Source organism: Sphingomonas zeae, assembly GCF_014197135.1.
GTDB classification, from domain to species: Bacteria; Pseudomonadota; Alphaproteobacteria; order Sphingomonadales; family Sphingomonadaceae; genus Sphingomonas; species Sphingomonas zeae.
In genome coordinates this window covers 280,061-294,146 of record NZ_JACIFA010000003.1, presented here as the reverse complement: position 1 = coordinate 294,146, position 14,086 = coordinate 280,061, and the positions used below count along the sequence as shown (strand labels likewise).

The 14,086-nt window shown below is 64.3% G+C and carries 12 protein-coding genes and 1 tRNA gene; 7 read left to right on the top strand and 6 right to left on the bottom strand.

The features are described from left to right. Window positions 1-18 precede the first annotated feature (18 nt). Window positions 19-2,076 carry an NAD(+) synthase gene (locus GGR45_RS06730; protein WP_175312104.1) on the bottom strand — a complete coding sequence of 686 codons (2,058 nt, stop codon included), beginning with the start codon at window positions 2,074-2,076 and terminating at the stop codon, window positions 19-21. A 189-nt stretch (window positions 2,077-2,265) separates the two neighbouring features. Between GGR45_RS06730 and GGR45_RS06725 the strand changes: the two genes are divergently transcribed. The 5 genes from GGR45_RS06725 to der all read left to right on the top strand — a co-directional run bounded on the left by GGR45_RS06725 (window position 2,266) and on the right by der (window position 7,085). Then, window positions 2,266-2,610 carry an ArsC family reductase gene (locus tag GGR45_RS06725; RefSeq protein ID WP_175312105.1) on the top strand — a complete coding sequence of 115 codons (345 nt, stop codon included), beginning with the start codon at window positions 2,266-2,268 and terminating at the stop codon, window positions 2,608-2,610. 48 nt (window positions 2,611-2,658) lie between these two features. Next, a complete protein-coding gene (gene panB / locus GGR45_RS06720; RefSeq protein ID WP_175312106.1) occupies window positions 2,659-3,525 on the top strand; it encodes a 3-methyl-2-oxobutanoate hydroxymethyltransferase in 867 nt (288 codons plus the stop codon). Window positions 3,526-3,609: 84 nt separating this feature from the next. After that, a complete protein-coding gene (locus tag GGR45_RS06715) occupies window positions 3,610-4,311 on the top strand; it encodes a tetratricopeptide repeat protein (protein WP_175312107.1) in 702 nt (233 codons plus the stop codon). After that, window positions 4,308-5,630 (top strand): outer membrane protein assembly factor BamB family protein, encoded by a 1,323-nt coding sequence (locus tag GGR45_RS06710; protein WP_175312108.1) that lies wholly within the window; start codon window positions 4,308-4,310, stop codon window positions 5,628-5,630. The genes GGR45_RS06715 and GGR45_RS06710 overlap by 4 nt, the downstream gene beginning before the upstream one ends. An 84-nt stretch (window positions 5,631-5,714) precedes the next feature. Further along, window positions 5,715-7,085, top strand: coding sequence for a ribosome biogenesis GTPase Der (der, locus tag GGR45_RS06705; protein WP_175312109.1), 1,371 nt, complete (start codon window positions 5,715-5,717; stop codon window positions 7,083-7,085). Between the two features lie 169 nt (window positions 7,086-7,254). Here der and bfr read toward each other — a convergent pair whose 3' ends face one another. From bfr to GGR45_RS06685, 4 genes are all read right to left on the bottom strand, one after another. After that, window positions 7,255-7,776, bottom strand: coding sequence for a bacterioferritin (gene bfr / locus GGR45_RS06700; protein ID WP_175312110.1), 522 nt, complete (start codon window positions 7,774-7,776; stop codon window positions 7,255-7,257). Window positions 7,777-8,031: 255 nt separating this feature from the next. Then, window positions 8,032-8,107: transfer RNA gene (locus GGR45_RS06695), tRNA-Ile, on the bottom strand. 160 nt (window positions 8,108-8,267) lie between these two features. Further along, window positions 8,268-8,534 (bottom strand): hypothetical protein, encoded by a 267-nt coding sequence (locus GGR45_RS06690; RefSeq protein ID WP_175312111.1) that lies wholly within the window; start codon window positions 8,532-8,534, stop codon window positions 8,268-8,270. A gap of 193 nt (window positions 8,535-8,727) precedes the next feature. Then, the gene (locus tag GGR45_RS06685; RefSeq protein WP_175312112.1) at window positions 8,728-10,125 is read right to left on the bottom strand and encodes a M20/M25/M40 family metallo-hydrolase; all 1,398 of its coding nucleotides are present in this window, start codon (window positions 10,123-10,125) and stop codon (window positions 8,728-8,730) included. Window positions 10,126-10,232: 107 nt separating this feature from the next. On the opposite strand from GGR45_RS06685, the gene ettA reads away from it, so the two are divergent. Beyond that, a complete protein-coding gene (ettA, locus tag GGR45_RS06680; RefSeq protein ID WP_175312113.1) occupies window positions 10,233-11,912 on the top strand; it encodes an energy-dependent translational throttle protein EttA in 1,680 nt (559 codons plus the stop codon). A gap of 149 nt (window positions 11,913-12,061) precedes the next feature. Further along, a complete protein-coding gene (locus GGR45_RS06675) occupies window positions 12,062-13,252 on the top strand; it encodes a sensor histidine kinase (RefSeq protein WP_175312114.1) in 1,191 nt (396 codons plus the stop codon). Window positions 13,253-13,282: 30 nt separating this feature from the next. Here the strand turns inward: GGR45_RS06675 and GGR45_RS06670 are convergent, their stop codons facing one another. Continuing rightward, window positions 13,283-14,059: an NYN domain-containing protein gene (locus tag GGR45_RS06670; RefSeq protein ID WP_175312115.1), complete on the bottom strand. Its 777-nt coding sequence runs from the start codon at window positions 14,057-14,059 to the stop codon at window positions 13,283-13,285. Window positions 14,060-14,086 lie beyond the last annotated feature (27 nt).

The window sequence follows — 14,086 nt, the reverse complement described above, 5'->3', positions numbered from 1 at the left end:
CCCCATGCCAAGTCCGGCTCATACCATTGGAGGCAAGGCGTCGCGAAGCTCCTGCACCCAGACCGTGGCGGCGCCATCCGACGGCGCGCGCCAGTCGCCGCGCGGGGACAAGGCGCCCCCTGGCGACACCTTGGGGCCGTTGGGCAGCGCCGAGCGTTTGAACTGGCTCGTCTGGAAGAAGCGCGTCAGGAACCGCTCCAGCCAATGCCGGATCGTTGCCAGGTCATAGGCGACCCGCGCATCTTGTGGCAGGTCCTCGGGCCAGCCGCCGGCCTTGGCATCGCGCCAGGCGTGCCATGCCAGAAACGCGATCTTGGATGGCTTCAGGCCATAGCGGACGACGTAATGCGCGAAGAAATCGTTAAGCGCATAAGGGCCGATCATCGCCTCGGTCGACTGCATCGCACCGCTTGCATCGGCCGGGACCAACTCGGGCGAGATTTCCTGCGCCAGGATCGCGGCGAGCACCTCATTGGTCTCGTCGTCATATTGCCCGGTCCGGATGCACCAGCGGATCAGGAACTGGATCAGCGTCTTGGGCACGCCCGCATTGACCGCATAATGGCTCATCTGGTCGCCGACGCCATAGGTGCACCACCCCAGCGCCAATTCCGAAAGGTCGCCCGTGCCCAGCACGATGCCGCCGCGTTGATTGGCCAGGCGGAACAGGTAGTCGGTGCGGAGGCCCGCCTGCACATTCTCGAAGGTCACGTCATGGACGGGTTCCCCCTGCGCAAAGGGGTGCCGCATGTCCGACAGCATCTGCTGCGCGGCGGGGCGGATGTCGATTTCTTCGGCGGTCACGCCCAATGCGCGCATCAGCGCCCAGGCATGGGCCTTGGTCCCCTCTCCAGTGGCGAAGCCGGGCATGGTGAAGGCGAGGATGCGGTCACGCGCCCAGCCGAGCCGGTCCGTCGCCTTGGCCGCGACGATCAACGCATGGGTGGAATCCAGTCCGCCCGAGACACCGATGACGAGTGAAGTGGCCCGGCTGGCATCGAGCCGCTTGGCCAGGGCTTCGACCTGGATATTATAGGCTTCGTAACAATCCGCATCGCGGCGTGCAGGATCGTCGGGGACAAAGGGGAAGCGGTGAACGGCGCGGCGAAGGCCCCGGTCGCTGGCTTCCGCTCCATGCACGAAGCCGATCCGGCGGAAACGCTGTTCGGGATGACCGGCAAAAGCGGCGGCATCGTTGAAGGTGCCGAAGCGCAGACGTTCCTGCGCGATCCGCTCGACATCGATATCGGCGGTGGTGAGCGCCGGTTCGCGAAGGAACCGCTCGGACTCGGCGATCGTCTCGCCCAGTTCGTGGATCAGGCCCTGACCATCCCAGGACAAATCGGTCGTGCTCTCGCCGATCCCCGCCGCCGAATAGACATAGGCGCAGGCCGCACGGGCCGATTGCGCGGCGGCCAGCATCGCCCGGTCGCGCGCCTTGCCGATCACGATGTTCGACGCCGACAGGTTGCAACAGATCGTCGCTCCGGCCAACGCCCCCAACGTCGAAGGCGGGGTGGGCGCCCAATAATCCTCGCAAATCTCGGCATGGATCACGAAGCCCGGTACGTCTTCGGCGGCGAAGATCAGGTCGGTACCGAAGGGGACGCTCTGCCCATCCAGCTCGATGGTCAGTCCGGTCAGCCCCGCGCCGCTGGCGAACCAGCGCTTCTCATAATATTCGCGGTAATTGGGCAGGAAGGTTTTCGGGACGACACCCAATATCCGCCCGCGAGCGATGACGACCGCACAGTTATACAGCCGCCCGTTGCGGGGCAGCGCCGCGCCGACCAGCATGACCGGTGACAGCGCCGCGCTGGCGTCGACCATTTCGCCCAGCGCTGCCAGCGTGGCCCGGTGCATGGCTCCCTGCAAATGCAGGTCATCGATCGCATAGGAGGTCAGCGACAATTCGGGAAAGACGATCAGGTCGATTCCATCGTCGTCCGCCTTGCGGGCAAGGTCCAGCATGGCCCGCGCATTGGCCCCGGCATTTCCGACCGAGGCGGCGGGCGTCGCGGCGGCGACGCGGATCAGACCATGAGTGTGAAGCGCGTAAAAGGGGTGATCCTGCATCCTGTCGGGATAGCGGCGTGGGAAGGGGGGCGCTACCCCACGTGGCTTGCTCCGGGTTAGGATGAGGGGTAGGTTGTCGAAACCGCCGTTCAGCCTGTGAGGGTCGTCCAAGGCCAAGCTTCAACCTATCCTGCTGCAATTCGACCCGCGCTGGGATAAGGCCGAGCAATACCCCTCGGCTGAGGTTTTATGACGAACATCCTCTACGGCATCCCAAACTGCGACACGATGAAGAAGGCTCGCGTCTGGCTGGACGACCACGGCGTCACCTATCGTTTCCATAACTACAAAACCGACGGCATCGATGAAGCCACGCTCCGCCGCTGGATCGATCAGGTCGGCTGGGAAAAGCTGCTCAACCGCGCGGGCACGACCTTTCGCAAGCTAGACGAGGCCGATCGTCAGGATATTGACGCGGACAAGGCGATCCGGCTGATGCAGGCGCAGCCTTCGCTCATCAAGCGACCGGTGCTCGACCGGGACGGCGCGCTGACGGTGGGGTTCAAGCCGGAGGTCTACGCCGAAATCTTCTGACGGACCGAGGGGGTGGAGCGAGGGGCTTGCACCGGCTAGAGCATTGCCATGTCCACGACCTACACGCTCGATACCGCGACCAGCCGCGCCAATCCCACGCCCGCGCCGATGAAGCGGCTGACGGTGCCCGCCATCCGCCGCGCCAAGGGCGGGACGCCGCTGGTCATGCTGACCGCCTATACGGTGCGGTCGGCGCAGCTGCTCGACCCGCATTGCGACATGCTGCTGGTCGGCGACAGCTTGGGGCAGGTGATTTATGGCCTGCCCTCGACGGTGCCGGTGACCCTCCAGATGATGGCGGCGCACGGCGCGGCGGTGGTGCGGGGCAGCTATCATTCGGTCGTCGTGATCGATCTGCCCTTTGGCAGCTATGAGGCTAGCCCCGAAAAGGCGTTCGAGAATGCCGCCTGGTTGCTCAAGGAAACCGGCGCGGCGGCGGTCAAGCTGGAGGGCGGCGTGGCGATGGCGTCGACCGTGCGCTTCCTGGTCGAGCGCGGCATTCCCGTCATGGGCCATGTCGGGCTTACGCCGCAGGCGGTGAACGTGCTCGGCGGCTACGGCGCGCGCGGCCGCACGCCCGAGGAAGCCGAGAAGATCATCGCCGACGCGATCGCCGTCGCCGAGGCCGGGGCCTTTTCGGTGGTGATCGAGGGCGTCGTCGAGCCGATCGCCATCGAGATCACCAAGCGCATTGCCTGTCCGACGATCGGCATCGGCGCATCGGCCGAGTGCGACGGGCAGGTGCTGGTGGGTGAGGACATGCTCGGCCTGTTCGAACGGACCGCGCGCTTCGTCCGCCGATATGAGACGATGGGCGATCGGATCGGCGAGGCGGCGCGCGCCTATGCCGAGGATGTGCGGGCACGCCGCTTTCCTGGGGCGGAGCAGATCTATGCGCCGCGTGATGGGGGATAAGCCAAGCCCGCTTCCCACAGGGGCCGCTCCTCGCTAAAGGTCGCGGCTTCCTTATTGCCTTGATCCAGAATAGCGGAGCCCATCTTGGCCCTAACGCCCCAATCCAGCCAGGCCTTTTTGAGCGAGGTCGACGACGAACTGCGTCGCGAAAGGCTGACGACCTTCTGGACCCGCTGGGGCCTTATCGTCGGCGCCGCGATCGTCATCGCGCTGGCGGCGTTCGGCGGCTATCTCTATTGGCAGCACCGGCAGCATCAGGCAGCGGGCGTCGATGGCGAGCAATTGCAGGCCGCTTATGACGCGCTGGGTCAGAACGACACGAAGACGGCCGACGAGAAGCTCAAGGCGCTGTCCGGCACCAATATCGACGCCTACCGCGCGCTCGCCGAGTTTACCCAGGCGGACATCCTGTTGCAGCGCGACGACATGAAGGGCGCCGCGACGCGTTTCGCGGCCATGGCCAACGACACGTCGCTGGCCCAGCCCTTTCGTGACCTGGCGCTGATCCGCCAGACCATGGCGGAATATGACACGATGAAGCCTGAGGCCGTCGTCGCGCGGCTGGGCGGCATGGCGGTGCCCGGCAATGCCTATTTCGGCAGCGCGGGGGAGATGGTCGCGGTGGCCTATCTGCGGATGAACAAGCGCGACCAGGCGGGCCGTTTGTTCGGCCAGATTGCCAGCGACAAGGATGTGCCCGATACGTTGCGGCAACGTGCGGTTCAGATGGCCGGCGTATTGGGGGTCGACGCGGTCGGCCAGAGTGAGGACACCAAGACCCAATGACGAAGCAATTCCGCACCTCGGCAGCGCTCGCCGCGCTGATGGCGCTGGGCGCCTGCGGGGTATTCAAGAGCGCCCCCAAGAAGACGCCGACCGTCGGCAACCGTATTCCGATCCTGGTTTCGGAAACGGGGGTCGAGGCGGACAAGTCGATCGCCGATGTGCAGGTCCTGTTGCCCGCGCCCGAGACGAACCCCGAATGGTCGCAGCCGGGCGGCAATGCCTCCAAGTCGATGGGGCAACTCGCTCTGGCGGAGCAGCCGCAGCGTCTGTGGACATCCACGATCAACGGCGGTTCGGCCCGCGACCCGCTGGGCGCTGCGCCGGTCGTGGCCGAGGGCAAACTGTTCGTCGTCGATGTCGAGGGCAATCTCGTGGCGATGAACGCCGACACCGGCGCGCGTCTGTGGTCGACGGGGATCACCGAGGGTGACGAAAATCGCTTGGTGCGCTTCGGCGGCGGTGCCAGCTATGACAGCGGGACCGTGTTCGCCACCGACGGTTTGGGCGACGTGATTGCGGCCAGCGCCGCTGACGGCAAGGTGCTGTGGCGCGCCAAGCCCAGCGGTCCGCTGCGCGGGTCGCCGACCATCGCCAACGGCAATGTCTATGTCCTGACTCAGGACAATCAGCTCTACGCGATCAACCAGGCGGATGGTAAGATCGTATGGGCCGGGCAGGGAACGCTGGAGACGCAGGGCGTGTACGGCGTCGCGGCGCCCGCCGCCAGCCAGGGCACCGTCGTCGCCGGCTTTTCCAGCGGTGAGCTGAACGCCTATCGTTATGAAAACGGCCGGATGTTGTGGCAGGACGCCCTGTCGCGGACCAGCATATCGACGTCCGTGTCGACGCTCTCGGACATCGACGCCGCGCCTGTGATCGACCAGGGCCGGGTCTACGCGCTCGGTCAGGGCGGACGTATGGTGGCGCTCGAACTATCGACGGGCCAGCGTCTGTGGGAACAGAATTTCGCGGGACTTTCGACTCCGTGGATCGCCGGCGAGTGGATTTTCCTCGTTACCGACGATGCGCGTCTGGTCGCGCTCGCCCGGTCGAGCGGCAAGGCGCGCTGGATCGCGCAGCTTCAGCGTTTCCACAAGGAAAAGAAGAAGACCGGCGCGATAACCTGGTTTGGGCCGGTGCTGGCGGGCAACCGCCTGATCCTGACCAATTCGGAAGGGCAGATCGTCTACGCCAATCCGGGTGACGGCTCGATTCAAGCGACGGTCGATACCAAGACGCCGTTCGCACTGCCGCCGATCGTTGCCAATGGGACGCTTTACGTCCTCGACCAGAAGGGGCGGATCGCCGCCTATAAGTAATGCGCGTCCGTCCCTTGGGCCGTTCCCCAAGGGACGGTACGTTTGTACCGTGACGAAAGGCTCGCCTTTCGCTAACGGACGGCGATGGCACAACTCCCTATCGTCGCGATCGTCGGCCGTCCCAATGTCGGCAAGTCGACGCTGTTCAATCGTCTGGTCGGAAAGAAGCTGGCGCTGGTCGACGACCGGCCCGGCGTGACGCGTGACCGGCGCGAAGGCGACGCGCATCTACTCGGCTTGGATTTCCGTGTGATCGACACGGCGGGCTATGAAGACGAAGACCCCGACACGTTGCCCGGCCGGATGCGCCGCCAGACCGAGGCGGCGGTCAGCGAGGCCGATGTCGCGCTGTTCCTCGTCGATGCCCGCGCCGGTGTCATGCCGCTGGACGAGGAGATCGCCCGCTGGCTGCGCAGTTCCGACACACCGATCGTGCTCGCGGCGAACAAGGCAGAAGGCCGTGCGGCCGAACAAGGCATATTGGAAGCGCTGGCGCTTGGCTTTGGTGATCCGGTTCAGCTTTCGGCCGAACATGGCGAAGGCGTGGGCGATCTGTTCGAGGCGCTGCTCCCCTATATCGACCGGGAGGTCGAGGAAGAGGAGGAGGTCGACCTCGAAAACCCCTATGCGCCGCTCAAGCTGGCGATCGTCGGCCGGCCCAATGCGGGCAAGTCGACGCTCATCAACCGTTTCCTCGGCCAGGACCGCCTGATTACCGGGCCTGAGGCCGGGATTACGCGTGATTCGATTGCGATCGACTGGGAATGGCACGACCGGAACGGTGAGGTGCGACAGGTTCGCCTGATCGACACCGCCGGTATGCGAAAGAAGGCGAAGGTACAGGACAAGCTGGAAAAGCTGTCCGTCGCCGATGCGCTGCGTGCGGTTGATTTCGCCGAGGTTGTGGTGCTGCTGCTCGACGCGACGCTGGGGCTGGAATCGCAGGATTTGCGCATCGCCGACCGCGTGCTGGAAGAGGGGCGCGCGTTGCTGATCGCGCTCAACAAATGGGACGTCGCCGAAAACCCGTCGTCGCTGTTCAACGGCGTTCGCAAGGCGCTGGAAGACGGGCTCAGCCAGGTCAAGGGCGTGCCGCTGCTCACCGTGTCGGGTGCGACCGGCAAAGGGCTGGATACGCTCATCGAAGTCGCCTTCGAGACGCGGGCCGCCTGGTCGAAGCGCGTGCCGACCGGCGAGCTGAACCGCTGGTTCGAGAAGGCCGTCGACGCCAATCCCCCGCCTGCGCCCGGCGGTAAGCGAATCAAGCTGCGCTACGTCACTCAGATCAAGTCGCGTCCGCCGAGCTTTGTGATCTTTGGCACGCGGGTCGATCAGTTGCCCGCCAGCTATGAGCGCTATCTGGTCAATTCGATGCGGCGCGAACTCGGCTTTGGTGCTGTGCCGGTGCGGCTGACGCTGCGGGCGCCGAAGAACCCCTTCGCCAAGAACGACTGAGAAGGCCCCCGACCCGCCGTTCAGCCTGTGCGAAGTCGAAGGCCAAGGAGCGGCGTCAAAACTCGGGCGTGACGAGCGTTTTTCCGGAGCCTTCGACTTTGCTCAGGCTGAACGGTGTGTGGGTATAGACAAAGCGTCAGGGCGGGCCGTTGGACCCGCCCCGCAGCCCTTACCCCTGAAGATGGGGCGCCGCGCCCGACTTGGGCGTGTCGTTTTCCGCCATGGCGTTCAACTGGATGTAGTTCTGGATGCCCATGCGCGCGATCATTTCGAACTGACGTTCCAATGTGTCGACATGCTCTTCCTCGCTCGCCAGGATGCGCTGGAACAGGTCACGGCTGACATAGTCGCGGACCTGCTCGCAATAGGCGATGGCTTCCTTGAGCTGGGCCACGGCTTCGACCTCGATCGCGAGATCGCCCTTGAGCACCTCTTCGACCGTTTCGCCGATGCGCAGGCGGCCGAGCAGCTGGAAATTGGGCAGGCCATCCAGGAACAGGATTCGCTCCGCCAACCAGTCGGCATGGCGCATCTCATCGATTGATTCGTGATATTCGAACTGGGCGAGCTTGTAGACGCCCCAATGGTCCAGCAACCGATAGTGCAGGAAATACTGGTTGATCGCGGTCAACTCGTTCTTGAGCGCCTCGTTGAGATATTCGATGACCTTCGGGTCGCCCTTAACCGCCATTGCTTCAGTCCTTCATGGATGCGTTGGTGGGCACCTTAGAAGAGCTCGGGCGGCCGCGACAAGGCGCATTTCCTAAGTAGAAATGCTTCGCGTTTTCATCTGCTTTGAAGAAGCTTCTGTCTAGGTCAGGGCGACAGGCGGATGTCCGAGCGTATCGCAAAAGCCGTTGGTGGACGGAGATCAGCTGGATCAACGGCACGATGCCTGATCCCGGCAGATCGCCGGCAAGTGAACGAAACGATGTCCGGAAAATGTTGGTGGGCCCGGCAGGACTCGAACCCGCAACCTAGCCGTTATGAGCGGCCAGCTCTAACCATTGAGCTACAGGCCCCACCGAAACCGTCGTTAGCGTGATAGGCCGGGGCTTCGCAAGCGCTGCGCCGTACCTTTTACACGGGAAATCGATCAAAGAAAAAGGGCGCTCCCACAATGGGAAGCGCCCTTTTCCGACATAGCAGTCGGCACTTCGGACCCGAAGGTCCGAGGCGGCATTACTGCATGTTGTCCGCCTTGGCGTCGGCAGCGTCACGGACGTTGTCGGCAGCGGTGTTCATGTTGTCGGCAGCGTTCTCGAGGGTCGCGGCAGCAGCAGCGTTCGAGGTGTTGTCGGCAACGGCTTCCATGTTGTCAGCCTGCATTTCCATGTTGTCGGCCAGCATGTCCGCGTTGTTCTCAACGGCGGCCGCTTCCGGCGACTTGTTGCAGGCGGCCACGGACATCAGGCCGGCGGCAGCGAGAACAAAGGCAATCTTCTTCATTCGAATGCTCCCAAGCATAAGCAATCATCGCGGCCGACCCGAATGCCGTCGCGAAGCGGCTCAAATAACGTGCGGTTCATCGCGGTCAATCCGCAAAATTCATCGGATCGCAACGTTCGCGACGAACCGATGGCATGGATCGGGCTTTTTCAAGGCGTTGGCGTTTTCAAAATGTAGGGGAAAGACCTACCGATCAGCGGGGGCTGACCGGGCCTATCGCCTCCTGCGCGTTCGCCACCACCGCCAGCATCGCGGTCCAGGCGGCGACATTCTGGCGAAGCGCGGCCGGATCGACCCGGTCCAACACGTCATCGGGCGTGTGGTGGGTATCGAAATAGTCCCATCCCGACTGGTTCAGGTCGATCGCAGCGGTGCCGAGCTTCAAAGTCGGTGCGATATCGGTGCCGTCGCCTCCGACGCCGCTGCCCCGGACAATGCCGAGCGGCGCGAGCGCGGTCTGGAGCCGGTCGGCGACCGGCGCGGCAGACGGTGGCAGATTGACCTCGAACCGCCACACCCGATCGGCGCCAAAGTCGCTTTCGGATGCGGTGGCATGGCGTTCGTCGGCATGGGCCTTGGCATAGGCTTCGCCGCCCATCCCTCCGACTTCCTCGGCACCGAACCAGACGACGCGGATGGTGCGGCGCGGCTGCCCCGCATCCATGATCCGCTTGGCGGCGGCGGCCGTGATGGCGATCCCGCTGGCGTCATCGATCGCACCCGTCCCCAGATCCCAGCTGTCGAGATGGCCGCCAACCAACACGATGCCCGCCGACGGATCGCTGCCGGGTACCTCGGCGATGACATTGCCTGATTCGCGCATACCGACCATGCGCGGGGTGAGAACCAGCTTCATGCGGATCGGCTGCCCTCGGTTCGCTATGCGCTCCACCTGCTCGGCATCGGGCACCGAAAGCGCGGCGGCGGGGATCGGCTTCAGGCCGTTGGGAAAGTTTGTGGTGCCGGTATGGGGGAACCGATGCTGGTCGGTGCCGATGGAACGGATGATGATCGCGATCGCGCCCCGCTTGGCCGCCAAGGCGGGACCGGTGAAGCGCGCCGTGCCATAAGCGCCATAGCCCGATCCATCCTGCGTCCGGGGCATCGCATTGCCGATATAGACGATCCGACCCTTGACCGCGTCGTCGGGCGCGGCCTGGAACGCCGCCATGTTGGCGAACACCGCGACTTCACCGGTCAGTCCGGTCGCTGGCGTCGCGCCGGAGTTGCCGAGCGCGGCCAGCGTCAGCTTCTGCGGGAAAGGGGCCAGGATCTCGGCGCTCTCCGCCCCACGTTCCCAAACCGGCATCCGATAGGGCTCGATCCGCACATTCTTGAAACCGAGCGCCGTCAAACGGGCGACGGCCCATTGCCGGGCACGCGCCTCCGCCTCCGTTCCCGCCAGCCTTTGGCCGACTTCGGTGGTCAGCCCCTCGACGATGTCCCAGGCGACCCTATCGTTCAGCGCCGCATCGCGCAGGCGTTCGACTTCGGGCGCGACCGCCGCGGGTGGGGGCGGCGGGGTCCGTTGTGCCAGGGTGGGCGAGGGTAGGGCGGAGGCGGTCAGGGCCGCGAGGATCAAGCACTTCATGAGTGGGACTGTTGCGCACAGCGTCCTGTTTGCCAACCGCCCGCGCAACCACTACATGAGCGGGAAATTTCCACAGTCGCAAGAAAAGCACGGAGCCCCGCGCCGCCATGGCCGTCCAATATACCTATGTGATGAAGGGTCTGACCAAGACCTTCCCCGGCGCCAACAAGCCTGTCCTCAACAACATCCACCTCCAGTTCCTGCCGAGCGCGAAGATCGCGATCATCGGCCCGAACGGCGCGGGCAAATCCACCCTGATGAAGATCATGGCGGGCATGGACACCGACTTCACCGGCGAGGCCTGGGCCGCCGAAGGCGTCCGCGTCGGCTATCTGGCGCAGGAGCCGCAACTCGATCCGTCGAAGGACGTCATGGGCAACGTCAAGGACGGCGTGCGCCCGATCGCCGATCTGGTGGATCGCTTCAACGCCATCTCGGCCGAGATGGGCGATCCGAAGGACGACACCGATTTCGACGCCCTGATGGAGGAGATGGGCGAGCTTCAGGCCAAGATCGACGCGGTCGATGGTTGGTCGCTCGACAGCCAGCTGGAACAGGCGATGGAAGCGCTGCGCTGCCCGCCGGGCGATGCCGACGTCACCCGCCTGTCGGGCGGTGAGAAGCGCCGCGTGGCGCTGTGCAAGCTGCTGCTCGAAAAGCCCGACGTGCTGCTGCTCGACGAACCGACCAACCACCTCGACGCCGAAAGCGTGTCGTGGCTGGAAAATTACCTGAAGGAATATGCGGGCAACGTCATCCTCGTCACCCACGACCGTTACTTCCTGGATAACGTCGTGAACTGGGTGCTCGAGCTCGATCGCGGCCGCTACTACACCTACGAGTCCAACTATTCCGGCTATCTGGAAAAGAAGGCCAAGCGCCTGGAGCAGGAAGAGCGCGACGAGGCGGGCAAGCAGAAGGCGATCGCCGACGAGCTGGCCTGGATGCGTCAGACGCCCAAGGCCCGTCAGACCAAGTCGAAGGCGCGTATCCGTGCGTTCGAGGAGCTGATGGAAAAGCAGGAGAACCGCGTCGCGGGCAAGGCGCAGATACTGATCCAGATCCCTGAGCGTCTGGGCGGCAAGGTGATCGAGGCCAAGGGCCTGACCAAGTCGTACGGCGACAAGCTGCTCTTCGAGAACCTGGACTTCATGTTGCCGCCGGGCGGCATCGTCGGCGTGATCGGGCCGAACGGCGCGGGCAAGTCGACGCTGTTCAAGCTCATCACCGGCCAGGAACAGCCCGATGCGGGCACGATCGAGATCGGCTCGACGGTCAAGCTCGGCTATGTCGACCAGAGCCGCGACGACCTCGATCCCAGCAAGAATGTCTGGCAGGAAATCTCCGACGAGCTGGAGGTCTTCCGCTTCGGCAAGCAGGAACTTGGCACGCGCGCCTATGTCGGTGCGTTCAACTTCCGTGGCCCCGACCAGCAGAAGAAGGTCGGCCAGCTGTCGGGCGGTGAGCGCAACCGCGTCCACATGGCCAAGATGTTGAAGGAGGGCGGCAACGTCCTGCTGCTCGACGAGCCGACCAACGACCTCGACGTGGAAACGCTGCGTGCGCTCGAGGAGGCGCTGGAGACGTTCGCGGGCTGCGCCGTGGTCATCAGCCACGATCGCTTCTTCCTCGACCGCCTCTGTACCCACATCCTGGCGTTCGAGGGCGACAGCCATGTCGAATGGTTCGAGGGCAATTACGAATCCTATGAGGAGGACAAGCGTCGCCGTATGGGCGATGCCGCCGATCGTCCGACTCGTTTGGCGTACAAGAAGCTGACCCGCTGATCCCAGCTTTACGGGTTCCGCGCGACGCCCTTCCCGAGCGATCGGGGAGGGCGTTGTCGCATCGACGGTAAGCGGGTGGGTTTAAACCGATGCGGCCAAATCCCATCTGGGTCGTTATAACGACAGGGAAACAAAGGGCGCGATCGGGAATGGCGGTAGTGGAACAGGCGCAGGGCGACGATCAGGAGATCGCCAGCGCAGGGCAGTTGCATTACCGGCTCCGCCAGCAGTCCGTCCTCGCCGCCTTTGGCATCGAGGCGCTGCGGGCTCGTGATCTCGACCCCATGTTGCAGCGCGCGACCGAGCTATGTGCAGAGGGGATGCGATCGTCATTCTGCAAGTTTCTGGAATATAAGGCAGATCAAGATACTCTCTTGGTCCGTGCCGGGGTCGGCTGGGGGCCGGGCGTCGTCGGTTCGACCGAGATGCGGACCGACATGGGCTCGCCCGCAGGCTTCGCCCTTCAGACGGGTCAGGGCGTCATTTCCAACCATCTCGAACAGGAAGAGCGGTTTCGTACCCCGCAATTCATGGCCGACCACAGGATTCGCCGAGCGATCAACGTCCTCGTCGAGGCGTCCGGCCAACGCTATGGCGTGCTGGAGGTCGACAGCCCCGATGAGGGGCGCTTCGAAGAGGCCGACCTCGCCTTCATGCAGGGTTTCGCCAACCTGATCGGGGTTGCGATCGAGCGGCAGGAGGCGGAGCGTCGCTTGGCCGAAGCGGTCGAGCATCAGCAGCTTCTGACCCGCGAGGCCAGCCACCGGGTCAAGAATAGCCTTGCGCTCGTCTCCGCCATGCTCAATCTGCAGCAGCAGGAGGATGACGATCCGCGCGTCCTGCGGATGCTCAACGACGCGCAGGCGCGAATCGCGGCGATCGCACAGACGCACGACCGGCTCTGGCGGAGCGAGCGGGTGGGCATGGTGTCGCTCGACGACCTGGCCTGCGGTATTGCCGAGCATCTGGCGGAGCAGTCGGAAAAGCACCGGGTCCACTGCGATATCGACGCGATCGAGATGAACGCCGATATCGCCATCCCGATCGGCCTGATGCTGACCGAGCTGCTGACCAATGCGATCAAATATGCCTATGGCGAGGAAGGCGGCGTGATCGATGTCGGCCTCCACGCGCGCGATGGTCAGATCATCCTGTCGGTGCGCGACAAGGGCAAGGGTCTGCCCGCCAATTTCGATATGAAGGTCGCGTCGCGCCACAGTCTGGGGATGCGGATGATCGCCAGCCTCGCGCGGCAATTGCGCGGCGAAGTGCGGTTTGACGATGCCGGACCGGGTACATGCGCGACGCTGACGATGCCCGATCCTCGAGATCAGGGGTGAATCAGTCCTCCCGTCGAAGGTAAGCCATTTTCACCGGACCCGCTTGACGAAGGTCCGGCCGTCCTCGCGTCGCTCGGTCTGGAAATTGGGGACCGCTTCGATCAGGTCGGACAGCCGCTTGAAACCATAATTGCGCGTGTCGAAGCTCGAACGGTTGCCGGCAAGCTGTCCCATGGCCGACAGGCTGGCAAAGCCGCGTTCGTCGCGCTTGACCGAATTATAGGCGTCGACCAGCAGCTTGAGCAGTTCCTCGTCGATCGGGCGCGGTGTGCCCGCCGTCCGCTTGGACTGTTCGATCGAGGGCGGCAGCGAATCGGCTAAGGGCACATCGGCGGGCGTGGGCTTGGCACTGGGGGGGCGGGCGGCTTCGCCGATCAGCGCGCCGACATCAATGAAGCGGCTGCACGCCTGTTTGAATGCCTCGGGCGTGCGGCTGTTGCCAAAGCCATAGACCGGAAAGCCGTCCTGCCGGATGCGGGTGGCCAGTGGCATGAAGTCGCTATCGGACGACATGATGCCGAACCCGTCGATGCGCCCGCGAAACAGCAAATCCATCGCATCGATGGTCATTTTCATGTCGGTGGCGTTCTTGCCCTTGGTGAGGTCGAACTGTTGCTGCGGTTCGATGCCATGCTTGACCATCACGTCGCGCCAGCCCTTCAGACCGGGCTTTGACCAGTTGCCATAGGCGCGGCGGACATTGACCGTGCCCAGCTCGGCCAAAACCGTCAGAACGGGGTCGATGGCGGCGGACTGGGCATTGTCCGCATCGATGAGCAGCGCGATGTTGCGGGTCGGGGCGTTCATGAGCCCAGCTTAGCAAAGCCGCGCTGC

What these genes read in the sequence shown, in the direction of transcription:
- GGR45_RS06670 (WP_175312115.1), bottom strand. Translation starts at nt 14,059, where the DNA reads ATGAACGCCCCGACCCGCAACATCGCGCTGCTCATCGATGCGGACAAT.
- GGR45_RS06725 (WP_175312105.1), top strand. Translation starts at nt 2,266, where the DNA reads ATGACGAACATCCTCTACGGCATCCCAAACTGCGACACGATGAAGAAG.
- GGR45_RS06685 (WP_175312112.1), bottom strand. Translation starts at nt 10,125, where the DNA reads ATGAAGTGCTTGATCCTCGCGGCCCTGACCGCCTCCGCCCTACCCTCG.
- ettA (WP_175312113.1), top strand. Translation starts at nt 10,233, where the DNA reads ATGGCCGTCCAATATACCTATGTGATGAAGGGTCTGACCAAGACCTTC.
- panB (WP_175312106.1), top strand. Translation starts at nt 2,659, where the DNA reads ATGTCCACGACCTACACGCTCGATACCGCGACCAGCCGCGCCAATCCC.
- GGR45_RS06675 (WP_175312114.1), top strand. Translation starts at nt 12,062, where the DNA reads ATGGCGGTAGTGGAACAGGCGCAGGGCGACGATCAGGAGATCGCCAGC.
- GGR45_RS06710 (WP_175312108.1), top strand. Translation starts at nt 4,308, where the DNA reads ATGACGAAGCAATTCCGCACCTCGGCAGCGCTCGCCGCGCTGATGGCG.
- der (WP_175312109.1), top strand. Translation starts at nt 5,715, where the DNA reads ATGGCACAACTCCCTATCGTCGCGATCGTCGGCCGTCCCAATGTCGGC.
- bfr (WP_175312110.1), bottom strand. Translation starts at nt 7,776, where the DNA reads ATGGCGGTTAAGGGCGACCCGAAGGTCATCGAATATCTCAACGAGGCG.
- GGR45_RS06690 (WP_175312111.1), bottom strand. Translation starts at nt 8,534, where the DNA reads ATGAAGAAGATTGCCTTTGTTCTCGCTGCCGCCGGCCTGATGTCCGTG.
- GGR45_RS06730 (WP_175312104.1), bottom strand. Translation starts at nt 2,076, where the DNA reads ATGCAGGATCACCCCTTTTACGCGCTTCACACTCATGGTCTGATCCGC.